This is a genomic window from Cellulomonas sp. URHE0023 (assembly GCF_000688475.1).
GTDB lineage: Bacteria > Actinomycetota > Actinomycetes > Actinomycetales > Cellulomonadaceae > Cellulomonas.
This window is the reverse complement of the sequence record NZ_JIAN01000005.1, coordinates 757,286-781,388: the sequence shown is the minus strand read 5'-3', so window position 1 is coordinate 781,388 and position 24,103 is coordinate 757,286. Positions and strand designations below refer to the sequence as shown.

18 protein-coding genes, 1 tRNA gene and 1 riboswitch are annotated in these 24,103 nt (G+C 71.4%); of the genes, 8 read left to right on the top strand and 11 right to left on the bottom strand.

The window, feature by feature from the left end; translation table 11 throughout:
• The first annotated feature begins 103 nt into the window (after positions 1 to 103).
• On the top strand, positions 104 to 4,105 hold the full coding sequence (locus N553_RS24085) for a sigma-70 family RNA polymerase sigma factor (RefSeq protein WP_197029899.1): 4,002 nt from the start codon (positions 104 to 106) through the stop codon (positions 4,103 to 4,105).
• On the opposite strand, the gene N553_RS0103875 is transcribed toward N553_RS24085, so the two are convergent.
• The 3 genes from N553_RS0103875 to upp all read right to left on the bottom strand — a co-directional run bounded on the left by N553_RS0103875 (position 4,106) and on the right by upp (position 5,937).
• Positions 4,106 to 4,762 (bottom strand): NAD(P)H-binding protein, encoded by a 657-nt coding sequence (locus tag N553_RS0103875; protein ID WP_028045445.1) that lies wholly within the window; start codon positions 4,760 to 4,762, stop codon positions 4,106 to 4,108. It lies immediately after the preceding gene.
• A 78-nt stretch (positions 4,763 to 4,840) separates the two neighbouring features.
• Entirely contained in the window at positions 4,841 to 5,107 is a 267-nt protein-coding gene (locus tag N553_RS0103870; protein ID WP_028045444.1) for a hypothetical protein, read from the bottom strand.
• Between the two features lie 194 nt (positions 5,108 to 5,301).
• Positions 5,302 to 5,937, bottom strand: coding sequence for a uracil phosphoribosyltransferase (upp, locus tag N553_RS0103865; protein WP_028045443.1), 636 nt, complete (start codon positions 5,935 to 5,937; stop codon positions 5,302 to 5,304).
• 51 nt (positions 5,938 to 5,988) lie between these two features.
• On the opposite strand from upp, the gene N553_RS0103860 reads away from it, so the two are divergent.
• The 3 genes from N553_RS0103860 to N553_RS0103850 are packed head-to-tail and all read left to right on the top strand — an operon-like array spanning position 5,989 to position 9,633.
• Positions 5,989 to 6,450, top strand: a complete 462-nt coding sequence (locus N553_RS0103860) for a nucleoside deaminase (RefSeq protein ID WP_028045442.1) — start codon at positions 5,989 to 5,991, stop codon at positions 6,448 to 6,450.
• Between the two features lie 40 nt (positions 6,451 to 6,490).
• Positions 6,491 to 7,315: a formate dehydrogenase accessory sulfurtransferase FdhD gene (gene fdhD / locus N553_RS0103855; protein ID WP_028045441.1), complete on the top strand. Its 825-nt coding sequence runs from the start codon at positions 6,491 to 6,493 to the stop codon at positions 7,313 to 7,315.
• Between the two features lie 41 nt (positions 7,316 to 7,356).
• A complete protein-coding gene (locus tag N553_RS0103850) occupies positions 7,357 to 9,633 on the top strand; it encodes an FdhF/YdeP family oxidoreductase (RefSeq protein ID WP_051640000.1) in 2,277 nt (758 codons plus the stop codon).
• Here the strand turns inward: N553_RS0103850 and N553_RS0103845 are convergent.
• Positions 9,599 to 10,447 (bottom strand): NAD-dependent protein deacetylase, encoded by an 849-nt coding sequence (locus N553_RS0103845; protein ID WP_051639999.1) that lies wholly within the window; start codon positions 10,445 to 10,447, stop codon positions 9,599 to 9,601. The genes N553_RS0103850 and N553_RS0103845 overlap by 35 nt on opposite strands.
• A gap of 108 nt (positions 10,448 to 10,555) precedes the next feature.
• On the opposite strand from N553_RS0103845, the gene N553_RS0103840 reads away from it, so the two are divergent.
• Positions 10,556 to 10,645, top strand: a tRNA-Ser gene (locus tag N553_RS0103840).
• Between the two features lie 119 nt (positions 10,646 to 10,764).
• Here N553_RS0103840 and N553_RS0103835 read toward each other — a convergent pair.
• Positions 10,765 to 11,004 (bottom strand): hypothetical protein, encoded by a 240-nt coding sequence (locus N553_RS0103835; protein WP_028045438.1) that lies wholly within the window; start codon positions 11,002 to 11,004, stop codon positions 10,765 to 10,767.
• Between the two features lie 567 nt (positions 11,005 to 11,571).
• Between N553_RS0103835 and N553_RS0103825 the strand changes: the two genes are divergently transcribed.
• Together N553_RS0103825 and N553_RS24080 are read left to right on the top strand one after the other, a co-directional pair.
• Complete coding sequence (locus tag N553_RS0103825; RefSeq protein WP_028045436.1) at positions 11,572 to 11,850, top strand: hypothetical protein; 279 nt, start codon at positions 11,572 to 11,574, stop codon at positions 11,848 to 11,850.
• A 318-nt stretch (positions 11,851 to 12,168) separates the two neighbouring features.
• Positions 12,169 to 13,986, top strand: coding sequence for a hypothetical protein (locus N553_RS24080; protein ID WP_051639802.1), 1,818 nt, complete (start codon positions 12,169 to 12,171; stop codon positions 13,984 to 13,986).
• On the opposite strand, the gene N553_RS0103815 is transcribed toward N553_RS24080, so the two are convergent.
• The 6 genes from N553_RS0103815 to N553_RS0103785 are packed head-to-tail and all read right to left on the bottom strand — an operon-like array spanning position 13,967 to position 22,446.
• A complete protein-coding gene (locus N553_RS0103815) occupies positions 13,967 to 14,704 on the bottom strand; it encodes a phosphatase PAP2 family protein (protein ID WP_051639801.1) in 738 nt (245 codons plus the stop codon). The two genes, N553_RS24080 and N553_RS0103815, sit on opposite strands and share 20 nt — an antisense overlap.
• Positions 14,704 to 15,375, bottom strand: a complete 672-nt coding sequence (locus N553_RS0103810) for a phosphatase PAP2 family protein (protein WP_028045434.1) — start codon at positions 15,373 to 15,375, stop codon at positions 14,704 to 14,706. Before N553_RS0103810 ends, N553_RS0103815 begins: the two co-directional genes overlap by 1 nt.
• A 54-nt stretch (positions 15,376 to 15,429) precedes the next feature.
• Entirely contained in the window at positions 15,430 to 18,999 is a 3,570-nt protein-coding gene (locus tag N553_RS25285; RefSeq protein ID WP_197029897.1) for a glycosyltransferase family 2 protein, read from the bottom strand.
• Entirely contained in the window at positions 18,996 to 20,075 is a 1,080-nt protein-coding gene (locus N553_RS24075) for a HEAT repeat domain-containing protein (protein ID WP_028045433.1), read from the bottom strand. The genes N553_RS25285 and N553_RS24075 overlap by 4 nt, the downstream gene beginning before the upstream one ends.
• Entirely contained in the window at positions 20,072 to 22,075 is a 2,004-nt protein-coding gene (locus tag N553_RS24070; protein WP_051639800.1) for an ATP-binding protein, read from the bottom strand. The genes N553_RS24075 and N553_RS24070 overlap by 4 nt, the downstream gene beginning before the upstream one ends.
• Positions 22,072 to 22,446: a response regulator transcription factor gene (locus tag N553_RS0103785; RefSeq protein WP_028045432.1), complete on the bottom strand. Its 375-nt coding sequence runs from the start codon at positions 22,444 to 22,446 to the stop codon at positions 22,072 to 22,074. The genes N553_RS24070 and N553_RS0103785 overlap by 4 nt, the downstream gene beginning before the upstream one ends.
• A gap of 230 nt (positions 22,447 to 22,676) precedes the next feature.
• Positions 22,677 to 22,796, top strand: a riboswitch (SAM riboswitch).
• A 211-nt stretch (positions 22,797 to 23,007) separates the two neighbouring features.
• Here N553_RS0103785 and N553_RS0103780 point away from each other — a divergent pair.
• Positions 23,008 to 24,102, top strand: coding sequence for an LLM class flavin-dependent oxidoreductase (locus N553_RS0103780; RefSeq protein WP_028045431.1), 1,095 nt, complete (start codon positions 23,008 to 23,010; stop codon positions 24,100 to 24,102).
• Position 24,103: the final 1 nt, after the last annotated feature.

The window sequence follows — 24,103 nt, the reverse complement described above, 5'->3', positions numbered from 1 at the left end:
GCCGGTTTGCTGCTTTTCACCCGGTCAATTTCTCCCTGCTTATGTGGGATTCCACGCATATGGCAGGCTGTGCCCTCGGACGCAGTACGGACGGGAGCACGTCGTGGCAGTGAGCGCGCAGCTCGGCGACACCGTCACGGGGGATGCGGAGCTCATCGCTGCCGCTCGAACCGGTGACGCGGCGGCCGTCGGTGCGCTCTACGAACGGCACGCCGGCGCCGCCTGGGTGGTCGCACGCCAGTACACGAACTCCGAGGCCGACGCGGACGACGTGGTCGCCGACTCCTTCGCCGCGGTGTTCGGTGCCCTGCAGCGGGGCAAGGGGCCGGAGGTCGCCTTCCGGGCGTACCTGTTCACCGTCGTCCGTCGCGTTGCGGGCGTCCAACGCGACAAGGCGCGGCGCGTCGAGCCGACCGATGACGTCGCGGTCCTCGAGGCGGGCACGGCGATGTCGGCGACGGCGGAGGACCCCGCGCTCGCCGGGTTCGAGCGTGGCGTCGTGGCCCGGGCGTTCCACTCGCTGCCCGAACGATGGCAGGCCGTGCTGTGGCACACGGAGGTCGAGGGCCTGAACCCGGCCGAGATCGCGCCGATCCTCGGGCTGACCGCGAACGGCGTCGCCGCACTGTCCTACCGTGCGCGCGAAGGCCTGAGGCAGGCGTACCTGCAGCAGCACCTCCAGGACCCGCTCGACGACGGCTGCCGAGCCGTCGCCGGCAAGCTCGGTTCTTACGTCCGCAACGGGCTCGGCACTCGTGAGACCGCGCAGGTCGAGGCGCACCTGGAGGACTGCGGAGTCTGTCGTGGCCTCGTGCTCGAGCTCGGTGACGTCAACCACGGGATGCGGGCCGTCATCGCCCCACTGGTGCTCGGCCTGACGGCACTGGGTGCGCTCGGCGTCGTCCTTCCGGTCGGCGGCGGTCTCGCGGCAGGTGCGGCGGCCAGCAGCGCGGCCGGTGGAGCTGCCGGGACGGGCGGCATCGCGGTGGTCGGCACGGGGGTCGCGACCGGCGGGGTCGGTGCTGCGGCTGCGGCCGGCGGCGGCGGCGCAGCGGTGCTCGGCGGCGGCGCTCTGGGCGGCGGGGTCCTGGGCGGCAGCGCGGCCGCGGCCGCGGCTGCTGGTGCGGTCGGCGGGGCCGCAGCGGCCGGTGGAGTGGCAGCGCTGATCGCCGCGATCCCCCTGGGCGCGGCGGCTGCGGTGGTCGGGGGCGTGGCGCTCGCAGCAGTCGCGACGGTCGGCATCGTGAGCCTGCTCAACGGGCCGGAGGAGGGTGCGGCACCGCTTGCCGACACGTCGTCGTCACCCACTCCGTCACCGTCCGGCAGTGCGTCCGCGGAGCCGAAGGGGGTTGCGCCGTCGGTGCAGCCCACGGACCTCCCGACCGAGTTCCCTGAGGACGAGGCGACCGACGAGCCGACCGACGACCTCACGATCGCCGACGAGCCGGACGACGAGAGCGAGGAGTCGTTGTCCGAGGACGAACCGGCGGACGACTCGAGCCCGACGCCGGTACCGACTCCGCCGGCCAAACCCCGGGTCGACCCGCCGGTCGACCCGCCCGTCGATCCTCCGGTCGAACCGCCGGTCGCCGCGCCGGCCGTCGTGGTCGAGCTTCCCGAGGACGGCCTCGCCCTCGAGGCCGGGCTCTCCGGTCAAGAGCTGTCGGTGGACGTGCGCAACACCGGCGACGCCGCAGCCACGAACCTGGTCGCGGCTGTGACCTTGCCGCCCGGCGTCACCCTGGACGGCATCTCGAGCCAGGAGCTGACGGGCCTCACCGGGCGTTTCGCGTCGGTTGCCGCAGGTGACGGCTGGGCCTGCGCCGAGGGGGAGCCGGGCGCGCAGTGCACCCTCGCCACGCTCCCGGCCAGGACCACCTCGACGCTCGTGCTCCGGGTGGCGGTCGACGAGACGTACGACCAGGCCGACGGATCGGTCGGGCTCGAGGTCTCCGGCTCCGGTATCAGCTACCGCGCGCCACCGATCAGGCTGATGGTCGCAGCCTCGCCGGCCCGACTGGCGCTCCTCCGCCCGGTGCCCGCCCTGCAGCTGGTGAGCGGTCGCACGCGGACCCTCACGCTGGACGTCGCCAACGTCGGAGGCAGCGCCGTGACACCCGGCACGGGAGTGGTCACCGTGGCGCTGCCGAGCGGTGTCACCGGTGGTCTGGCGCCGGGCGACAGCCCCTGGACCTGCACCTTCGACGGCGCCGCTGACTCTGCCGCGGGGGCGCGCGGCACGCTGACGTGCCGCATCGGCACCCTCGGCGGTCACGCAGCGGCCCCTCTGACGCTCGCACTGACCGCCGGCGCTCCGGAGTCGGTGACCTCTCGCGACCTGACGGTCCTGCTCGCCCCGGCCGGACGCCAGGCGCCCGACGAGAGCGTCGCGACCTTCTCGGTGGTCCGGCCGGCGATCCTGGGCATCACCGGAGACGCGACCGCGGCGGTCGCGCTCGGGCGGACCACGCCCATGACGTTCACGGTGACCAACAGCGGCGACCTGCCGTCCGGATCCGTCGGCGTCACCCTCGCCGCTCCGGCCGGCGTCACGCTCGCCGCCGACGGCTGGGCCTGCTCGCAGCCCGGCGCAACCACGTGGAGCTGCGTGGGCGGGTCGATCGAGCCCGGTGGGTCGTTGGCGCTCCCGGTCACGCTGACGCCGGTGGCGGGCTTCGTCGGACCGCTCGGAACACTGACCTCCACGGTGCAGGCGGACGACGCCGACGCCGGCCCGCCGGTCGGGACCGCCATCACCTCGACAGCGCCTGTTCTCTCGCTGGCGGACAAGGACCCCGTCGTGGTGCTCGAGCGAGGCGTCGGCACCGTCCGGTTCACGACGTCCGTCGGGCCCGACGCAGACGCGGACTCGTTCGTCGTGACGCTCGACCTCCCATCGAGTCTGCCGTACGCAGCCGAGGGCGGCGGAGTGTCGACGCCCGAGTGCGTACCGACCTCGCCACGGCGGGTCGTATGCGACTTCGGGACGGTCACCGCGGGGACGGTGGTCCAGGGTCTCGTCAACGTCACCGTTGCCGGAAGTGCCCAGGACACCGTGGCGGTCGAGGCGATCGCCACCGGTGCGGCCCGGGCTCAGTCCCGCAGCCAGGTGGCGACGTCGTCCGGGGGGCTGGGTCCGCGCGTCCGGTTCGACCACGGCTGGAGCGTCACCGAGATCGGTGCCCCGCTGCTGTCGTGCGACCCCAAGCTGGCGGCCTGCACGAACGCCCTGGTGAACGGGACCGCAGACAACAACGGGTTCGACATGCTCGCGCTCGACGACGCGAAGCCCGCGGCGGGGCAGCGCCGCGCCAGCGTGCCGGTGTCCTCCTCGAGCCTGCTGGCGATCCCGCCGGGTCGCTCGGTCGCGTTCGCAGGCCTCTACTGGTCCGGCAACGCGGGCGCCTACGACACCTGGAGCGGCGCGTTCGACACGGCGAAGCTCCGAGGACCGACAGGGGCCTACGTCGACGTCGTAGGCACGACGCTCTCGAAGCCGTTCGACGGCTCCGGGCGCCGTTACTACCAGTCGTTCGCGGACGTGACGTCCCAGGTGATCGAGCAAGGGGCGGGCACGTGGTCCGTCGCGGACGTCGCAGTCAGCGCGACCCGCAAGGACCCCGACAAGACCTACTACGCAGGGTGGTCGCTGGTCGTCGTCTACTCCGAGCCCGGCAGCGACGCGTCGGTGACGGTCTACGACGGTGGGTCGTGGATCGGTACGTCCGCGACACCGACGCCGTTCGAGTTTGCCGCCGAGGCGGGCACGACCGCGCGTATCGGTGTCGTGGCGTGGGAGGGCGACCGCACGGCGTCGGGGGACACGTTGGTGCTGAGGGACACGTGCACCGTGCCGGCCGGCCAGCACGCCCTCGTGCCGCAGCGGTGGAACGGGACCGCGTTCGTCGGCGGTGGCGTCGCCACGGATGCGTTCGACTCGACCGCGACCGGTTGGCGCGCCGCGAACTCGCTCGGCACGGACGCGAAGGCGTTCGCACCGCAGGCGCTCGCCTGCGACGTCAGCTCCTTGAGCGCGACGACGACCGGTGACCAGTACCTCGTCGGCGCGATCACGCTGCAGACCACCCCACCCGTGGCGAACTGACTACGCGGTCAGCGCGTCGACCGCGTCGCTGACCGGCACCGACCCGCCGACGAGCTCGAGCACGCGCCCCGCCGTCCGTGGGTCGTGCAGCAGAGCCGCGAGCACCGCCGCGACGTCCGCGCGGGGGACGCTGCCTCGGGTCACGCGTTGAGCGAGCGTCACGGTGCCGGTCGGAAGGGCGTCGGTGAGGCTGCCTGGCCGCAGGATGGTCCAGTCGAGGTCGCGGGACCGCAGGTCGAGCTCCGCCGCGCGCTTGGCGACCAGGTACGCGGCGAAGACGTCGTCGGTGCCGGGCGGTGGTGGTGCCCCCGCGCCCATCGAGGACACGAGCACGTAGCGCCGGACGCCTGCCTGCTCGGCCCCGTCCGCGAGCAGACCGGCTGCTGCCCGGTCGACGGAGTCCTTGCGCGCGATGCCGCTGCCGGGTCCGGCACCTGCCGCGAAGACGACCGCGTCGGCGCCTGCGACGGCCTCCGCGACGTCCCGGGCGTTCGCTCGCTCGAGGTCCATGACGACCGGCTCTGCGCCGTCGGCGATGACGTCGTCGACGTGACCGAGCTGGCGGACCAGGGCGAGCGGCACGTCACCCCGGGCGGTCAGGGCGCGCGAGAGGTGTCGGGCCACCTGACCGTGCCCGCCCGCGATCGCGATCCGCATACGACCCACGGTAGGCACCGGGCTGCGAGCGGGCGACCGGTGGGACGGCAGCTCGCAGCCCCCTGCACGCGCGTGCCGTCAGCTGCCGTCCTCTGCGCTCCCGAGGAGCCGCAGGTGCGTGAGCCGGTCGCCCAGGCGATGGATCTCGTCCGAGCCCGCAGGGGCGAGCGAGAGTGCCGCGTACGTGTCCGCCCCAGGCAGCAGCTCGCGCGCGAACTCCTGCAGGACCTCGGCGGCCTCGGCAAGGGCGCCGACCGCATGCGGCGTCTGCTGGGGCAGGCTCACGTACAGGACGACGCCGGCGTTCGGCGCGATGGTGCGGGGGGTCGATCGGGGTAGTGCCATGGGGGTCTCCGGTGCGCGTGCAGGGGTTGTCGGACGCTGAGCGGGTCAGGACCGATAACAGGCGCGCGTGCGGATCACGAGGGGGACTGTGTCACGTGGTGCTCGGTTCGGGAAGGTCTTTCTGCGTCGTCCCAGGGCGTGGACGCCGAGCATCCCCGCCCGCCGACGACTCAGTCCCCGGCGACGGTGAGCCGTCAGACGATTCCGTACAGCCGGTCGCCCGCGTCGCCGAGACCCGGGACGATGTACGCCTTCTCGTTCAGGCGCTCGTCGACGGCCGCGACGACGACCTTCACGTCCGCCCTGTCGCCGACGAACTTCTCGACGACGGCCAGCCCTTCCGGGGCCGCGAGCAGGCATACGGCCGTCACGTCGCGCGCGCCCCGCTGAAGCAGGTAGTCGATGGCGGCGACCAGCGTGCCGCCCGTCGCCAGCATCGGGTCGAGCAGGAAGCACTGACGGCCCGAGAGGTCGTCGGGCAGGCGGTTCGCGTACGTGATGGCCTCGAGCGTCTGCTCGTCGCGCTGCATCCCGAGGAACCCGACCTCGGCGGTGGGCAGCACGCGCGTCATCCCGTCGAGCATGCCGAGGCCGGCGCGCAGGATGGGCACGACGATGGGCTTCGGGTCGGCCAGCTTGGTGCCGGTCGTCGGCGCCACCGGCGTGACGATGTCGATCGGCTTGGTGTGCACGTCGCGGGTCGCCTCGTAGGCGAGCAGGGTCACCAGCTCGTCGACGAGGAGCCGGAACGTGGGCGACGGCGTGCGGACGTCACGCAGGACAGTGAGCTTGTGGGCGACCAGCGGGTGGTCCGCGACGTGCAGGCGCATGCGCACAACCTACCGGGCCGCACGGGTCGGGTGTCCTGGGAGGATGTGCCCATGCCGCTCCCCGCCGATCACGCTGCGATGGGTCTCGCGCTGGTCGAGGCTCGTCTGGCGCTGCGCACGTCGGACGTCCCGGTCGGCGCGGTCGTCCTCGGCCCGACCGGCGAGGTCGTCGGCAGCGGCCACAACGCGCGCGAGGCGGACGGGGACGCTACCGGCCATGCGGAGGTCAGGGCCTTGCGCGCGGCCTCGCAGGCGTTGGGGCGCTGGCGTCTTGACGACTGCACGCTCGTCGTGACGTTGGAGCCGTGCCTGATGTGCGCCGGAGCAACCGTCCTGGCGCGCGTCCCACGGCTGGTGCTCGGCGCCTGGGACCCCAAGGCGGGTGCGTGCGGTTCGCAGTGGGACGTGGTGCGAGACCGGCGGCTCAACCACCGGGTCGAGGTCGTCGGGGGTGTACGCGCCGACGAGTGCTCGTCGTTGCTCGTCGAGTTCTTCGAGGGGCATCGGTCCTAGCAACGGCCGCAGCCGGGCGTGCCGGCCCTAGCATCGGGTGGTGCAGAGGATTGCGGTGCGGCGACGGGTGACGCGGATCGACGTCGGCCGCGGCACACGTCAGGTCGAGGACACGCTCGCGGCGGAGGAGCCGCTGGAGATCCGGGTAGGGGGGCGTCCCCTCGCGGTGACGATGCGGACGCCGGGCCACGACGTGGAGCTCGCGGCGGGCTTCCTGGTGTCCGAGGGCGTGGTCGGTTCGGCCGACGACTTCGCCGCTGCGCGGTACTGCGCGGGAGCGACCGACGAGGGCCTGAACACCTACAACGTGCTGGACGTGACGCTCGGCCATGGTGTGGCCGCGCCCGACCCGAGCCTCGAACGGAACTTCTGGACGACGTCGTCGTGCGGGCTGTGCGGGAAGGCGAGCATCGACTCCGTGCGCACGCGTTCGCGCTGGTCGGTCGCGGACGACGACGTCCTCGTGCCTGCCGACCTCCTCGCGACCTTCCCGGACCGGCTCCGCGCGCACCAGGACGTGTTCGACAAGACCGGCGGCCTGCACGCGGCGGGCCTGTTCTCCGAGGACGGCGAGCTGCTCGTGCTGCGTGAGGACGTCGGCCGGCACAACGCGGTCGACAAGGTGGTCGGCTGGGCGCTGACCAACGCGGACCTGCCAATGCGCCGGACGGTGCTCATGGTCTCGGGACGCGCGTCCTTCGAGCTCGTGCAGAAGGCCGTCATGGCCGGAATCGCCGTCCTGGCAGCCGTGTCCGCTCCGTCGTCGCTCGCCGCCGAGCTCGCGCAGGAGTCCGGGCTGACCCTCGTCGGGTTCCTGCGCGGGTCGACCATGGTCGTCTACTCGCGTCCGGACCGGGTGGTCTAGTGCCTCGCAAGCCACCCGTGGAGGATCCGTCCTACGACGAGATGACGGTCCAGCCCCCCGAGTCGTGGGCAGCCGGGCTGCCGGGAGTGACCAGCGCGATGTCGTACGCGGTCGGGGAGCTGGGGCCCAGCCGCTCACTGAGGCTCCTGAGCCGGGTGAACCAGAAGGACGGCTTCGACTGCATGAGCTGCGCGTGGCCGGACCCGGGCCACCGCAAGCGGGCCGAGTTCTGCGAGAACGGTGCGCGGGCGGTCACCTGGGAGGCCACCCCGGCGACCGTGCCGACGTCGTTCTGGGCGGAGCACTCGCTCACGGACCTGCTCGACAGGTCCGAGTACTGGCTGGGCATGCAGGGGCGGCTCACCGAACCCGTCTACAAGGCCGCCGACGCCGACCACTACGTGCCCGTGTCCTGGGAGCGGGCGCTGCGGCTCGTCGCCGACAAGCTCCGCGCTCTGGACTCGCCTGACCAGGCCGCGTTCTACACGAGTGGGCGAACGGCGAACGAGACGGCCTTCGTCTACCAGCTGTTCGTGCGCGCGTTCGGCACCAACAACCTGCCCGACTGCTCGAACATGTGCCACGAGTCCACCGGCACCGCGATGCTCGAGACGCTCGGCATCGGCAAGTCGACGGTCGCCTACGACGACTTCGCGAAGGCCGACCTGATCGTCGTCATGGGCCAGAACCCCGGCACCAACCATCCGCGCATGCTCGGCGCGCTCGAGGACGCCAAGCGCAACGGCGCTGCGATCGTCGCGGTGAACCCGCTGCCCGAGGCGGGCCTACGACGGTTCAAGAACCCGAAGACGGTGCGCGGGCTGGTGGGACGCGGAACAGAGCTGGCCGACCAGTTCCTGCAGATCCGCAGCGGCGGGGACATGGCGCTGCTGCAGTGGATCTCACGCCGGGTCATCGAGGCCGAGGACCGCGCACCCGGCACGGTCCTGGACCACAGCTTCCTCAGCGGCCACACGCTCGGTCTCGACGAGTTCCGCGCACACCTCGCAGCACTCGACGCGCACGAGGTCGTTCGGGCGACCGGCCTGTCCGTGGAGGAGATGGACGAGCTGGCCGATCGCTACCTGGCGGCGGACCGCGTGATCATCACGTGGGCGATGGGTATCACCCAGCACCGCAAGGGTGTCGACACGATCAAGGAGATCGTCAACCTCCTGCTGCTGCGCGGGAACATCGGCAAGCCCGGTGCAGGCGCGTCCCCGATCCGCGGCCACAGCAACGTGCAGGGCGACCGCACGATGGGGATCTGGGAGCGTCCACCAGCGGCCTTCCTGGACGCCCTCGCCGCCGAGTTCTCGTTCGAGCCGCCGCGCCGCCACGGGCTGGACTCCGTGCAGTCGATCGAGGCGATGCAGCGAGGCGAGATCAAGGTCTGGTTCGCGCTCGGCGGCAACCTCGTCGCAGCCATCTCGGACACCGCCGCGGCCGAGGCGGCGATGCGCGGGACCGGGCTGACCGTGCAGGTGTCGACGAAGCTGAACCGGTCCCACGTGGTGACCGGCGCCGAGGCGCTCATCCTGCCGACCCTCGGGCGCACGGACGTCGACCTGCAGGCGAGCGGTCCGCAGTTCCTCTCCGTCGAGGACTCGGTCTGTGCCGTGCACGCGACCCACGGTGCGGTCGCGCCCGTCTCGGACACCCTGCTCTCGGAGGTCTCGATCGTCACGCGCCTCGCTCGGGCGGTGCTCGGCGACGACGGCCCGATCGACTGGGCCGGCTTCGAGCGCGACTACGACACGATCCGGGAGTCGATCTCCCACGTCGTGCCCGGCTTCGCAGACTTCAACAGGCAGGTGCGCCGGCGCGGCGGGTTCGTCCTGCCCAACGGGCCGCGCGACTCGCGGACCTTCGCGACGAGCACCGGCAAGGCCATGATCACGGTCAACGAGCTCGTGCCGGTCGAGTGCCCGCCCGGGCGGCTGATCCTGCAGACGATCCGCTCGCACGACCAGTTCAACACCACGATGTACAGCCTCAACGATCGGTACCGGGGTATCCGGGGCGGTCGCGACGTGGTGCTCGTGAACCCGGACGACCTGCTCGACCTGGGCCTGGCCGACGGTGACCGTGTCGACATCGCGAGCGAGTGGCCGGGGGAGCCCGACCGGTGGCTGCGCAACCAGCGCGTCGTCGCCTACCCGACGTCGCGAGGGTGTGCCGCCGCCTACTTCCCGGAGGCGAACGTGCTCGTCTCCCTCGCGAGCACCGCGCTCGGGAGCAACACGCCCGTGTCCAAGGCGGTCATCGTGAGGCTGGAGCCGGCTAGACCGACGGCAGCGCCTCAGACAGCTCCGTGAGCGTTTCGGACGTGCCCGCGTCGATCGTCACCGTCGCGTACTTGTCTCCCCGCGTCGCTCCGCGGTTCACGACGACGACCGGCTTGCCTGTCTGAGCCGCGTGCCGCACGAACCGCAGCCCCGACTGGACCGTCAGTGACGAGCCCGCGACCAGGAGCGCGTCCCCGGCGTCGACCATCGCGTACGCGCGTTCCACGCGCTCCCGTGGCACGTTCTCGCCGAAGTAGACGATGTCCGGCTTCAGCATCCCGCCGCACACCGCACAGTCCGCGACGACGAAGTGGCTCGTCTGCTCGATGACCGCGTCGGCGTCGGGTGCGATCTCGATGTCGGCGACCGCCTCGGCGAACCCGGGGTTGAGCAGGTCGAGCCGCGTGGCGAGCTCGGCGCGGGAGATCACCGTTCCGCAGGACAGGCAACGGACGCGGTCGTAGCGCCCGTGCAGGTCGATCACGTGCCGGCTGCCCGCCGCCTCGTGCAGCAGGTCCACGTTCTGCGTGATCAGCCCGGTGATGACACCGCGGTGCTCCAGGGCCGCGAGAGCCCTGTGCCCGGCGTTCGGGATCGTCCGGTGCACGTGCCTCCAGCCGACGTGGTTGCGCGCCCAGTAGTGCCGGCGGAACCTCTCGTCCCCGGTGAACTGCTGGAACGTCATCGGGGTGCGCGGCGGCGAGTCCGGCCCGCGGTAGTCGGGGATCCCGGAGTCCGTCGACACCCCCGCGCCCGTCAGCACCGCCAACCGGTGGCCCGAGAGCACGTCCAGCACGTCCGCCAGCGACCCGGCGGTCATCGGGACGGCGTCGCTCGTGCTCATCGGTCCACGGTACGACGGGCTCCGGGCGCGGTCACCCGGACCCGACTCGGGGCCACGGGCGAGGCCGATTCGGACGTAGGGCACTTCACCGGGTACCGTTCTCTCCGAGGTAGCGTGTCCGAGCGGCCTAAGGAGCACGCCTCGAAAGCGTGTGTGGGTGAAAGTCCACCGTGGGTTCAAATCCCACCGCTACCGCCACCCGAAGGGCCCCACCCGCATGATCACGCGGATCTGGGGCCCTTCGTCGTTCCCGTTGCTCCGTGCTTGGCCGCCGCACCCGCGCCGGGACGTCGACGAAGAGGGAGTTGCCTCGGGTCTCAGCCCAACTCGCGACGCGCCTTCGCCAGCCAGGCCAAGGCGCGCACACTCTCCCAGTTGCCGGCCTTCAACCCTTCGGCCGCGGTCCCGGCGGACGCGAGCAGCCGCTGACTCTCGCCATTCGACGGGCAGGCGAGGGCAAGGATCGCAGCTGACTCGACGCTCTCCCACGTGCCAAGCTTCAGCTTCGCCGCCGCCTCGAACGCTCGAACCTCCGCCGCCCTCTGATCCGGGGTCATCGTGCCTCCTTGCGGCGCTGGACGCCGTCGCTCGCGAGAACCGCCTGACGTGGTGCTTCGCGCTGATCGTAGGGGCATCCAGCCTCGCGGCAAGGGCTGGCGAGAAGGCGTCCACACATGGCGCCAGCGGGCACCACAGTCCGGTTGCCAGAAGTCGATCGCACGCCGCCTCCTCGCGGAGATAGCCAGTGCTATCTCATCGGGGGGAGCCGCCAGCCGTCGCCAGGGCCTGAAACCGATCAGAATCGGCACGTTGTCGCTATCCGACAACGCGGCCAATCTCGGGCCAGTCACAGGTCGAGGCCCGGCGCTGCATCTCGTTCTGCTGCTCGAGCGGCCCCCGCGACGCCGTCGTACGACCACCGCGCACGAGGAGACGCGCGACCATCGTGTGGTTCAGATCGCGGCGGCCGAGCTCGGCGGTTGGATCCGTGGCCCCCTGCTGCACTGCAGGCGATCTTCGGGCCGCGCGACCCTCCGTTCGCCCCAAACCAGGGCAACTCGGTTGCTACGATCCCCCGTCGCTTGAATCACTCGTCGGTCGTCGAGGCCGAGAAGGAGAGTCCCATGGCACACACCCCAGCGGTTCGTCGGCACCTGGTACGGGGTTTTGCGGTCGCCGCGCTCGCTGTCACGGCGACGGGCGGGGTGCTTGCCACGTCGGCCTCGGCCGCGACCAGCCCCACGTACGCCACGAAGGCCACCTGCCTGAGCATCCAGGGCTCCTACGAGCTCCACGGCGGCGTCCGGATCACGAGGTCGTGCTACGGCGTCGTCCCGCAGGTCCTGCCCGGCGTCTGGGACATCAACAAGACCGTCTACAGGTTCGACTACGTGTCGCGCTAGTTGACGTCGGCCCTCCGGACCAGTCCCGTCGGCCGGCGCGGAGGGCAGGTCAGCGGCTTGCGGTGTGAGCGCTCGGGCGGATGTCATGCGAGCGGCACCTGAGTTGAGACGAACCCCGCGTGAGAGCCCGATCCGGGCTCTCACGCGGGGTTCGGTCGTTCCACGACACGGGGCGTGCTGCAGTTCACCCGCTGAGTCTGGGCTGGTACGGCCCGATCGTCGATGGTTTGCCCGATCATTTCGCCCGTCGCCGTGAGTTCGAGCGCATGTGCCGATGGGTAATGTCGCCGGGCCTGTCGACGAGGAAAGGAGCCCAGGGTGGTCGCTCAGCGCGATGTTCTGGAGATGCTCCGTGACGCGGCCGTCCGCGCCCTCGACGAATCCTGGGACATGGAGCTTCCGTCGACTCTCGTCGAGCGCGAGTGGGTCACGGCGCTGCGGAGCCTGCGCGTCTCCCTGCGGGGGACGTGGCCGGAGCTCGGCCTCGACGTCCTGCTGCGCGGGCCGGAACGAGATGAGCCCTACGGCCCCTCGGACGCGCGGATCTTCGGCGAATCGGTCGATGCGTTCCTCGTGGCACTCGGTGTGGCCTCGGCCGACGACGTGGCGTCTGCGGTGGCGCGACTGCTCGACCGCCGGATGTACCGCGACCCGGAACTGGCCGGACCGGCCACGCACGCGGGTATCGACGTCGTGCGCGCTGCTCACAGGATTCTCGGGATAGTTCTCGACGGCGACGCGTTCTGGCATCTGAAGGAGTTCACGGCCAACACCGAAGCCCTCGAATGGGACATTCACGACCGTCAGGCGTGGGAGAGCGCGCACGCCGAAACGGGATCTGAGCGCTCGATCCTCGAGCGACTGTCGCTCTTTCGCGGACTTCGTCCTCGACGGCGTGCCGCGGCCCTGCCGATGTACCAGCCGCCCGCGGGTCCTCGCGTCAACGTCGCCATCCTCGCCGCCACGGGCCCGGCCGAGCACCAGCCGTGGGTCGAGCCGGGGAGCCACATCTGGTTCTCCGTCAGTGTGGGGCCGCAGCAGCCGGACGACGACGCTCCCGCGCCCTTGCCTCGGTTCTCGCTCCCGAAGCGGACCCCTCGCGAGCTGATCGACGTCGTCGTGCTCCCTGACGCGTCCGGCGACGAGCCGCTCGAGAGCCAGCCGTCCGGCCAGCTGCGCATCTCGCCGGACGGACCGTTCGCCGTGACGCGCCCCGCGGGCCGTGGCCCGGTCGGCAACGGCGACTCACGCCGCCTCTACTTCGCGCTCCAGGCACCGGACCACCCGGGCGACTGGCGGGTGCGGTGCGTGCTGGCAGTCCGTGGGGTCGTCGTCCACGTCGAGCAGGTCACCGTCGTCGTCGGTGAGGGCGACACGGAGTCGTCGGCCCAGACGACGTTCCAGCTCGTCGAGGACCTCGCGGCTCCGGCGGCCCTCGCAGGGCTCGACACGGCCACGCTCGCGCTCTGCGCCAGTGGCGGCGGCGCCGGGATGCAGGGCTTCTCGTTCCTGCTGGCGGACGAGGACGGCATCGAGGCCGCGCAGGTGTATCTCCCGTCGTACCGGGTGTCCGCCTTCGTCGATGCCGTCCGGGTCGCGATCGACGAGGTCACGTGGGTCACGCGCGAGCCCTACGTGCAGGGTGCGGTCACGTGGCACTCGTGGAACTGGGCCGCGCTCGGGGATCCCCAGTACGTGGCGACCCACCTGGTTGCGCTCGCCCGAGCCGGTCGGCCGGTCTGGGAGGACCTCAGCGAGGCGCTCGACCGGTTCCCCGACCTGGCCGCCCGACTGCGCGAGAAGCTGACGCCACGTGGTGTGGTCCAGCTCGCGGTGGAGCAGGACGCCGATCTGGTCGTCCCGGTGCAGTTCCTCTACGACTTCCCGCTGCGCACCACGGCGCCCCTCGGAGAGCTGAGCGTCTGTGACGCGACGATGGAGTGGCTCGGGGCGCTCGTCGGCGAGCCGTCGAGCGACGACGAGCACCACGGCCCCGACGAACCGTCCTGCGTCGCGGGTCCGTGCCCTCAGGAAGGCGACGACTCGCGCGTCTGCATCGCAGGGTTCTGGGGCTACTGGCACCAGGTGAGCAGCAACCTCGCGAGCACGACAGCGCTCAGCGTGCCGTCGAGGTGATCGAGGGGACCTGAGCGGGTCCTCCCCGTCCCCCCGAGGTGTCCCGTCGCAGGTAGTTCCACGCCAGGAACGCGCACACCAGCCCGTTGAGGAACCCCATGAGCACGTCGGTGGGGTGGTGCATCCCGCGGTACAGGCGAGCGGTGCCGACGCCCAGAGGGACGAGGAGGCAGAGGACGGTCACGACGGCGCGCAGGATCGGGTTGCGGATCCGTTGCGCCACCATCGCGAGCGTGACGTAGAACGCGGTCGAGGCGCCGGTGTGCCCGCTGGGGTACGCCGACGTCGGGGGTGAGTCGTCCAGGTGCTCGACGTCGGGACGCTCGCGCCCGACCACGAGCGCCGCGGTCATGAAGACGATCGCCTGCACCGCGATCGCCTGCGGCGGCACGATCGCGAGCCACCACTGCTTCGTCCGCCACCAGAACAGGGCGACGAACAGCAGGCACGCGCCGATGATGAACTCGGTGGTGCCGATCGCCGAGAGCACCGCGGTGACCGAGTTCAGTGCGGGTGTCCGGATCGACTCGAACCAACGGTTCACATCCTGCTCGCCCGGCAGATCGTCCAGCGGCCCGACGATGAGCAGGCCGACAGCGACGACGACCACCCACAGGGCGACCGCGGGCGCGAGGACCCGGACGCCGATGTCGCGGAGCGCCGCTCGACCGGTCGGGGCGGACGAGTCGAGCTCGTAGCGGTGCAGGAAGGTGTGCATCAGGGCCTCTCGTCGGTGACTGCGGACCAGCCGCTGTAGCCCAGGTAGGACGCGCCCGCGAGGGCGGTCCCGAGTGCGAACCCGGCGACAACGTCGGAAGGAAAGTGCACGCCGAGCATGACCCGGTCGAGTCCGGTGAGCAGGACGCACGTGGTGGCGACGACCGGCACGACGATCCGTCCACGCGGGCCGAGCAAGGGCCAGACCAGCAAGGTCACGGTGACGGCCACGGCAGCGGTGTTGGTCGCGTGCCCGGACGGGAAGCTCGATCCCGGGGCGTGCGCGACGGCGTCCTCGACCACCGGGCGCGTGCGCTGCACCAGCCCTTTCGCGCCGAGCTGGAGCCCCCAGGCGGCCATGATCGTGAGGAAGGCCCAGAGCGCGCGCGTGGTCAGGCCGTGCCGGCGCCAGACCCATACGCACACCAGCGTCGCCGCAAGGTTGAGCCACCGTGCCTGGAAGAGCTCCTGCCAGACGAGCAGTGCGTGCCGCAGCTCGGGGTGCTCCCGGGTGACGTCGGTGGCGGCGAGGATCGCCTGGTGGTCGAGCCGCAGGACGCCGGTGACCTGGGCGCGCACCAGGTAGGCGAGCAGGGCGACCGGAACGGTGAAGGCGATCCCGAACACGGCTGCACGCGTGAGCGCGCGGCGGCGGACGGGGAGCGGGCGCATGCCCGGAAGGTTAGGTGCGTCGAGCCGCTGCCGCTCGTCGAGAGGTCGGGAGGCTCATCCTCCTGTCTCCATGAACGCAAGGCGAAGAGCATCCGAGGACCCCTTCAACCGCTCGGCGTACCGGACGTCGTCCCACTGCTGGGCCGGGATCGTCCCGAGCGTCTGGTCCACTCCTCCGGCGGAGAGCACCACGGTGATCCCTGGGCTCGTCTGCGACTGCGGGGTGGTGCCGTCGGGTACGAGCACGTGCGAGGTGGACGGATCGCTGAAGCCGGCAAGTCCCCAGGGGATGCGCAGCTCCAGGTCCGACTCGTCGACGCGCCAGGTCGCCCGGCTGTCGAAGCCGGGGTCGGTGGGGTCGAACGTGCCGTACCGGAGGGCGCCCGCGTTGAACAGCTCGACCGGTCGGGGGCCGACGCCGGGCACCTCCAGTGCGCGGCTGATCACGAGCTCGTACGGCAGCCAGCCGGGAACGCTCGCGTCACGGGCCTCCGACGGCACGGCGTAGTCCAGGGGGAGTGGGTCGAGCTCCCGGCGGATCCAGGCCTGGCCGGCCTGGGTGCCGGGGTCCAGGGTGAACGCGGTGTCGGCACGGCGGTCTTGGCTGCCAGGCGGGGGTTCGCCCGTGAGCTCGGGCAGCGGGTCCAGACCGACGGTGAGCTGGTGCGCGTCGTCCGACGACAGGCCGATCGTCAGGTGCAGGTAGCTCTCGTCGACCCACCACCACGCCCCGTCGGCAGGCCCCGAGCCGTCCACCGGAAGGGCGGTGGGCAGACCGCCGGCCGGCCCGAGCGGGTCGGTGGCGATGATCCCGAAGTACTGCTCGTTGGTCAGCTGGTCGTGCCAGAAGGGGCGTCGCCCGGGCGGAAGCTGGTGGTTCTCGGTGTTCCAGGTCGCCTTGAACCACTCGTCGGTCCAGGAGAACACGAAGCCGCCGGCGAGGCCCTGCGCTCGGATCAGGCGAAGCATGTCCGCGTCCATCACCATCGACTCCTGCTCGCTGTGGTCGCCCTGGGAACGGCCGAGCGCGGCGCTGTGGGCGCTCCCGATCGACGACGGGACGCCGAACTCGCTCACCACGACCGGCATCTGCCGGTGGTGGTCGCGCAGCGTGGCGAGGTACGCCGCGTACGGGTCGGCGCTGCCCGTGTCGAGTCGCAGGAAGTCCGGGTAGTACGGGTACGCGTGGTAGCTCGCGAAGGTCCCGCCCGGCCAGGCTGCTGTGGGGAGCACGTGCTCGGCGTCGATCCCGACGAGGTCCTCGAGCACGTTCGGTTCGGTGGGGTGTGCCAACGGGTCGGTCGTCGGCCAGTTGACGAACGCGAGCGGGGAGCTGCGGCCGCGCGCCACCTCCTGGGCGGCGAGCCCGTTCATGCGTGCGGCCAGCCACCGCTCCGTCGGGCTCGCGTCCGGTGTGCTCCCGAAGAACTCACCACCTCCGGCGGGGGCGTCGTGGTTCAGCGCGTCGCTCGCACTGACGGCCGTCCCGTCCCACTCGACGCCGATGATCCAGCCGATCAGCCACGGGCTGACGTCCGTGGTCCAGGTGCCGCTCGCTCTGCCCGGAGACGGCTCGCGCACCAGGTCGCCGGACACCGCTGCGGAGGCGTCCCGCAGCTCGGCGTCGAAGGCGTCGGTAGCGGCCGGGTCGTAGAGGTTGCCGGACCGCACGTAGGAAAGCTCGTCCGGCAGGTAGACCCCTTGGACGAGGTAGAGCGGTTGATCGGGCCAGGCCTGGTTGTGTGCAGCGAGCTGGGTGTAGAACGCCGGCGGGTGGATCGTGTAGTTGCGGATGACACGGATGCCCATCCGCCCCATCAGGTCGAACCACCGTTGGTAGTCGGACGCGTCGAGCGTGAGCTCACCGGGCTGGTGGCCGGGCGTGGAGGCGCCGACGTCGACCCCGGGAAGGAAGGTGCGCTCGGCCCCCACGGTGTGGAGGAAGAACCCCGTCGCGCCGGCCTGGGCGTTGACCTGCAGGCCGCCGACTGCGACCGGGTTCGGGGCCCAGGACGAGCCCGCCGGTGGAGCGTCGGGCAGGTCCTGCGCACCGAGCAGCGCGATCGTCGCCTCGGGCTCCGGCTCGTCGTCGCCCGAGGCCAGAGGATTCACGACGACGAAGGCCAGCGCAGCCACGACGACGGTGGCCGACGCCGCGAGCAGCGCGGCCGTCCGGGTGGGGCGGCGTCGACGTGTGGTGGCGTCGTATCCGACGCGGGTCATCGTTCCCCAGCCACCGCGCTTGCCCCTCAGCGCCTGCCAGGTGCCCTGGACCTGGAAGGCGGCGAGGACCTGGCGGTACCCGAAGTTCTCCAGCACCGCCGCGAGGAGCGTGCGCCCCAGGTCGGTCCACCGCCGGTAGCGGGCGAACGACGCCTCCTCGAGGACCACCGCGCACAGCGTGACCAGGATCCCGTAGCCGTAGGCGGCAAGCAGGAATCGCAGCGCGAACTGCGTGTCGATGATGCCCAGCAGGAGGCTGACCGGCAGGAGGACGACGGCGACGACCTCGACGAACGGTGCGACGAGCTCGAACAGCAGGTAGTAGGGCAGCGCCATCATGCCGAGCCGCCCGTAGCGGGGATTGCCGATCATCCGTCGATGCCGCATGAGCATCTCGGTGAGGCCCCGGTGCCAGCGCCGCCGTTGGCGGCCCAGGATGCGCATGCTGTCGGGCGCCTCGGTCCAGGCGACCGGCTCGGCTGCGAAGACGATCCGGTACTCGCGTCCGGCCTCACGCAGCCGGCGGTGCAGCCGGACCACCAGCTCGGCGTCCTCGCCGACGGTGTCGAGCTCCATGCCGCCGATCTCCAGGACGACGTCCCTCCGGAAGAGTCCGCAGGCCCCGGAGATCACCACGAGGCTGCCCAGCCGCGACCACCCGGTCCTGCCGGTGAGGAAGGCGCGCAGGTACTCCACGATCTGGATCTGGACCAGCCACTGGCGTGGCATCCGGACGTCGACCACACGTCCCGCCTCGATGCGTGAACCGTTGGCGATCCGCACCACGCCGCCGACGGCGACAACGCGCGTGGGGTCGTCGGCGTACGGCTTCACGAGCGAGAGAAGTGCGTCGTTGTCGAGGACCGAGTCGGCGTCGACCACGCACACGAGGTCCTGACCGGCCATCGCGATCCCGACGTTCAGCGCATCCGCCTTGCCGCCGTTGGTCTTGCGGACCACGCGTAGCCCGTCCGGGGCGTTCCGAGCGACGTGCACCGAACGGACCTCGCCTCGGTAGTCGAGCCCCGTCGGCTGCACGTGCGGGATCTCCACCAGGTCGAATGCGTCGCGGAGTGCGTCGAACGTGTCGTCCGTGGAGCCGTCGTCGACCACGAGCACCTCGAAGCGGGGGTACCGCAGGGCGAGCATGGCCTGGACCGACGTCACGATGACGGGTCCTTCGTTGAACGCGGGGACGACGAGCGACACGGACGGTGCCAGTGGGCTGCGGAACAGGTCCTCGGCGCCTGCGACGGGCGTGCGGCGGATGTGCCGGGTGAACTCGCCCGCGGCCAGGGTGATCAGCACCAGGTAGCTCGTGTTGACGGCGACGAAGAACACGAGGATGAGCTGGTTCGCAAGCTCGAGCAGCCATGATGCAACGTCGACCACGGCAGTCATCGCCTGTCCAGGTCGAGCCGCGCGAGTGTCAGCGCTTCGCGCGCGTGGGCCGGCCCGGTGCCTTGCCGAGCCCTGCCGTCGTCGCTCATGGGACCGACGATCTGCTCGAGCGCGAGCACCCCGGCCGGTCCGATCCGCCGGAGCGCCTGGGCGGCTTCGTGCGCGACGCGCTGGTCGCTGTCGTCGACCAGGACGGCCAACGCGGCGGCCGCCGAGGTCGCGCCGGTCGTCCCGATCGCCCGAGCAGCCGCTGCGCGCAGGGCCTCGGGGTTCGCGTCGTCGGTCGCCAGCAGCAGCGGTGCGACCACTGCGCGCTGGCCGATCCGTCCCAGCGCCAGCGCGGCCGACGTCCTGACGTCCAGCGTGTCGTCGTGAGCCAGGACCGCCGAGAGCGGCTCCACGGAGGCGGTGGAGCGGATCAGCGCGAGCGCCTCGACCGCGGTAGCCCGCGTCCGAGGCTGTGGTGCGTCCAGCGCCGTGTGCAGCACGGGCAGGGCGTCGGACCCCAGACGTCCTAGGGCTGCCGCGACGACCTGGGCGGGCACGTCGTGCTCCAGCGAGTCGAGCAGCGGGCCGGCGGCGTCCGCACTCCCCAGTGCACCGAGGGCGCGCGCAGCCACGACCCGGACGTAGGGCTCGGGATCGGCCAGCAGGCCGCAGACGGGCTCCGCGGTGTCCGCCCGTGCGAGGTAGCCGAGCGTCTGGGCGGCCCGGGCGCGCGTCTCGGGTGAGCGGTGCCGTAGGCCGGCCAGTGCCGTCTCGACCACTCCGCGTTCCTCGAACACACGCGCCAGGGAGTCCCGCGCCTCGCCACGCACCTTGCCGAGCATCCCGACGGCGAGCGGCTCCAGCGCCAGCCAGGCCTTCTCCGGCACGGCGAGCAGCCGGGTGACCGCCTCGTCCTCGGGATCGGCGACCAGCTCGAGGAGAAGTCGCCGGGGCTCCTTGCGGAGCTCTGCCTGACGGCGCTCCCGCAGGTTCCGGCGTAGCCGAGCAACGACGAGGACAACGCTGAGCATCGCGATCAGTCCAGCCAGCGCGATGATCATCCAGGTCAGGAAGTCGATCGGGGTCATCGCCGGTCCGTGGCGGCCGGTGGCCGCGACAGCTCCCGATCCTCGAGGAGGGGCAGGCGCACCGTCACTGTCGTCCCGTGCCCGACCTCGGAGGTCAGCGACACGGTGCCCAGGTGCTGCTCGACGATCGTGGAGACGATGGCCAGCCCGATGCCCGTTCCCGCCACCACGCGGTCCAGTGCGTTGCCGGCACGGAAGAACCGCCCGAACACCTTGTCCTGGTCCTCGGCCGGGATTCCGATCCCCGTGTCCTTGACGACGAGGACCGCCTCGCCGTCCGTCGAGTGGAGCAGGACGGTGACCGCGCCGCCGTGCGGAGTGAACTTGATGGCGTTGGAGACGAGGTTGATGATGACCCGGTCCAGGGAGAGCTCGTCGCCGTTGATGCGCACGGGGCCGCGCACCTCGTACGCAAGGTTCACGTCGGCGCTCGCGGCGGCGGGCTCGAAGGTCGCCCTCGTGCTCTCGACGACATTGCCGAGGTCGACGGGCCGCATCTCGGTCTGCGCAGAGCCGAGCTCGAGCCGGGACATGGTGAGCAGGTTCTCGATCATCCCCTGCAGCCGAACCACGTTGCGTTCGATGGTCCCCAGCATCTTGCGCTGACGCGGGGTGATCGGCCCGGCCTCCTCGTCGGCCAGGATCTCTGCGAATCCCTTGATGCTCGTGAGCGGTGTTCGCAGCTCGTGCGAGACGGTGGAGATGAACTCCGTCCTGGCGGCGTCGAGCTCCTTCAGCTGGCTGACCAGCTTCTGCTCCTGCTCGAAGTGCCGGGCCCGTCCCAGGGCTCGTCCGAGGTCAGCAGCCAGGCGCTCGGCGAACTGGACCTCGAACGGCCGCCACACCCCTCGGTCCCCGCCCACGAGGATGACCGTGCCCACGAGCGCCGAGCGCTCCGAGATCGGGATGCTGAGGTTCTTGCCGGACACGTGCGCTCGCAGGAGCGCGACACCGAGCTGCGGGTCGACCGCGTCGGGGTCGTGAGCGGGCATCTGGTGCGGCAGGTACGCGTCGGTGGTGACCTGCTCGCGCACATGCCTGGTCCGGCCGGCGTGGTCCCAGCTGACGACGTGCGCCACGGGGTTGTCTGCGTCGGGGTAGACCAGGATGGTGACGTCAGCCAGGGTGAAGATCCGTCCGAAACCGGCGGCCGCGCGCTCGAGCAGCTCGTCCGGGGTCGCGGGGAGCCGCAGCTCGATGCTGAGGTGCTGGAACGCGTCGTCGAGCTCGCGGGTCTGTGCGAGCTCGTCGGCGCGCAGGTTCGTCGTGGCGGCCAGGTGGGCGATCTCCAACGGCATTCCCCGCACGTCGATCCGCGGCTCGAAGTCCCCACGTCGCAGAGCGTCGATCTCGCCGGCGATCGCCGCCAGCGGCACCGTGATCTGCTTGGACGTGCGGGTGCCGATCAGGACCGTGAGCAGGGCGGCCACGATGATGAGCGCGGCCAGCGATGCGACCCGCTGGATGTTGAGCGTGTCGAAGCCGGCGATGACGTCCCTGCTTCGCGCGGTCACCCGCTCGTCGATGGTGACGCTCGCGTCGAGTGCAGCCCGGTAGAGGGAGTTCGACTCGACGTAGACCTCGGTGGGGAGCGTGTCGGGCGCGGCCCTCGCGATGAGGTGGGACTGGTGCCACCACGCGTCGGCCGCATCGGCGAGCTCCCGGACGTACGGGAGGTCCTCAGGGAAGGAGACATGCCGGAGCTCCTCGATGGCGAACCCGTATGCGAGCTCCGCGGCCGCCGCATGTTCCAGGTCGTCGGAGGAGCCCGTGAGCACGTAGTTGTCCATGGCGATCTCGGCACCGGTCAGGGCTCGTCGCACGTCCAGGTTGGCGGTACGGACGTCGACGATCTGCTTGAGCTGCTCGTCCCCGGCGCGGTACACCACCAGCGCCGCGACCACCGCGGCCGTGCCGCCCAGGAAGAGGATGCCGATGACGGCCGTGAAGGCCCGTCGCAGGATCCCGGCGACGCTGCGCGGACGGGCTCGGTTGGTCATGGCTGCGCGCGAGCGAGCAGCGTCTGTATGCGGGAGACCAGCTCGCGCGGGCTGAAGGGCTTGGTCACGTAGTCGTCCGCGCCGGCCGAGAACCCTGCCTCGACGTCGCTCTCCTGGGCCCGGGCCGTCAGCAGGATGACTCGTGTGGCCGACAGGTCAGGCTCCGCTCGGATCGCCCGGCAGACGTCGATCCCGGACAGGCCCGGCATCGAGATGTCGAGGACCGCGATGTCCGGCCGCCGCTCCCGCACCGCCGCGAGCGCGGCCGAGCCGTCCGCCGCGCTGACCACGTCGACCCCGAGCTGTTCCAGCTTGAAGGAGACCAGGTCACGGATGTCCTCGTCGTCGTCCGCTACCAGTACCAGTGCCATCTCAGCCCTCGCGTCGGTACGAGCCACACGATCGGTGCGACGCGCTCGTGCCGCACACCTGGAGAAGGCATGCCCCTTCGCCTGCGTCGATCATGGCCCACGCGGCTCTCGATCGCATCGATCCACGCCTGTCCGTCGGTTCCCGACCGACCGCGCCGAGGCGTCAAGTCTCACCATGTGACCAGCAGTTTGACGTCGCAGACACCCTCGCCTAAATTCCCTACCAATAAGGTCAAGATTTCCAGCGCGAAGCTCCGGCTAGCTGGATGGCAACCCTCCGCGCGGTGGGGTGCCCCGGATGAGGACCTGGTCGTGGCGGGCGTCGAGCCTGCACACGACAACCACGCGAACCCCGGCTCCGCCGGGACGAGAGGACAGAGATGAACGCGTTCGGGGCCCCCCGCTCCATGAGCAGAGGCGACGACGCCGTGCTCACGCGTTCCTGTTGTCGCTGACCCCACAGCGTCCAGCAGCACCCTCGCACGCCCCCTGACGGGGCGAGCCTCGCCGCACCCACGAGTGCGCGCCGTCACCTCTCGCACCAGACGAACGGATACCCCTGTGTCCCCCCATGCCCATCTCGGCGTCGACCTGTCCGACACCGGCGCCCGCGTCGCCGCCTGGCGCACCCACGGCTCCCAGGGCCAGCGACTCTTCGACGCAGGCCGGCTCGAGGACCTCGTCGCCGTCGCCCAGCGTGGTGCGCTCGACTTCGTCGTGTTCGACGACGACTTCGCGCTGCACCCCGGTGGCAGCACGACGCGTCTCGACGCCGCCATCGTCGCGGCGCGTCTGGCGCCCCGGACCCACGGCATCGGTCTGGTCGCGGCCGTCGGTACCTCGCACATCGACCCCGCACACATCTCGACCGCGATCGCGACGATCGACCAGGCCAGTGCCGGCCGCGCCGGCTGGCAGGTCGGCTGGACGACGCGGCTCGACGAGGTCCCGACAGCGGGTCCCCGGTCCACGTCCGCCGCCGCGGTCGCCGCCGCGGGAGCCGTCAAGGCGGCCGGGACCGTGGCCCGCCTGTGGGACAGCCACGTCCCGACGGCGGTCGCGCGCCCCCGGTTCACGACGCACGACGGCGTCAACTTCGCCGCCGGAGCGCCCAAGAGCAGCCCGCGCCCGCCGCAGGGCCGTCCGCCCGTCGTCGTCCGTGTCTCCACGGCGATCGAGATCGAGCTGGCCGGACGGGTCGCCGACGTGGTCCGCATCCGGGCGACGACTCCCGACGAGGCGGCACGGACCAGGGCCCGTGTGCTGGCTGCCGTTACCGCCGCCGGCAGGGACCCGCGCGACGTGCGTGTGCTGGTCGACGTCTACCTGATCGTCGGCCCCGACCGCGCCAGTGCACAGGCCCGCCTCGACATGCTGTCGGACATGGAGGGAGTCAGCTGGGACACGGGCTCGCTCGCGTTCGTCGGTACCGCGTCGGGGTTCGCCGAGCTCGTGACCGAGTGGCTCGACGCCGAGGCGGCGGACGGGTTCACCATCCGGCCCGCATCGGTGCAGACCGACCTCGTCGCCCTCGTCGACGGCGTGCTCCCGGTCCTGCGGGCGTCGGACGCGTTCCGCTCCGAGTACCCCGGGCACACGTTCCGCGACACCCTCGGCCTGCCCAGCACCGCCGACCGCTACGCCGCGACGGCCTGAG

Excerpts from the sequence above, each read along its gene's own strand:
- N553_RS0103810 (WP_028045434.1), bottom strand. The coding sequence starts at position 15,375 with ATGCGCCCGCTCCCCGTCCGCCGCCGCGCGCTCACGCGTGCAGCCGTG.
- N553_RS0103785 (WP_028045432.1), bottom strand. The coding sequence starts at position 22,446 with ATGGCACTGGTACTGGTAGCGGACGACGACGAGGACATCCGTGACCTG.
- N553_RS0103835 (WP_028045438.1), bottom strand. The coding sequence starts at position 11,004 with ATGACCCCGGATCAGAGGGCGGCGGAGGTTCGAGCGTTCGAGGCGGCG.
- upp (WP_028045443.1), bottom strand. The coding sequence starts at position 5,937 with ATGCGCCTGCACGTCGCGGACCACCCGCTGGTCGCCCACAAGCTCACT.
- N553_RS25285 (WP_197029897.1), bottom strand. The coding sequence starts at position 18,999 with ATGACTGCCGTGGTCGACGTTGCATCATGGCTGCTCGAGCTTGCGAAC.
- N553_RS24075 (WP_028045433.1), bottom strand. The coding sequence starts at position 20,075 with ATGACCCCGATCGACTTCCTGACCTGGATGATCATCGCGCTGGCTGGA.
- N553_RS0103875 (WP_028045445.1), bottom strand. The coding sequence starts at position 4,762 with ATGCGGATCGCGATCGCGGGCGGGCACGGTCAGGTGGCCCGACACCTC.
- N553_RS0103845 (WP_051639999.1), bottom strand. The coding sequence starts at position 10,447 with ATGAGCACGAGCGACGCCGTCCCGATGACCGCCGGGTCGCTGGCGGAC.
- N553_RS0103870 (WP_028045444.1), bottom strand. The coding sequence starts at position 5,107 with ATGGCACTACCCCGATCGACCCCCCGCACCATCGCGCCGAACGCCGGC.
- N553_RS0103815 (WP_051639801.1), bottom strand. The coding sequence starts at position 14,704 with ATGCACACCTTCCTGCACCGCTACGAGCTCGACTCGTCCGCCCCGACC.
- N553_RS0103850 (WP_051640000.1), top strand. The coding sequence starts at position 7,357 with ATGACGGTCCAGCCCCCCGAGTCGTGGGCAGCCGGGCTGCCGGGAGTG.
- N553_RS0103860 (WP_028045442.1), top strand. The coding sequence starts at position 5,989 with ATGCCGCTCCCCGCCGATCACGCTGCGATGGGTCTCGCGCTGGTCGAG.
- N553_RS0103825 (WP_028045436.1), top strand. The coding sequence starts at position 11,572 with ATGGCACACACCCCAGCGGTTCGTCGGCACCTGGTACGGGGTTTTGCG.
- N553_RS24070 (WP_051639800.1), bottom strand. The coding sequence starts at position 22,075 with ATGACCAACCGAGCCCGTCCGCGCAGCGTCGCCGGGATCCTGCGACGG.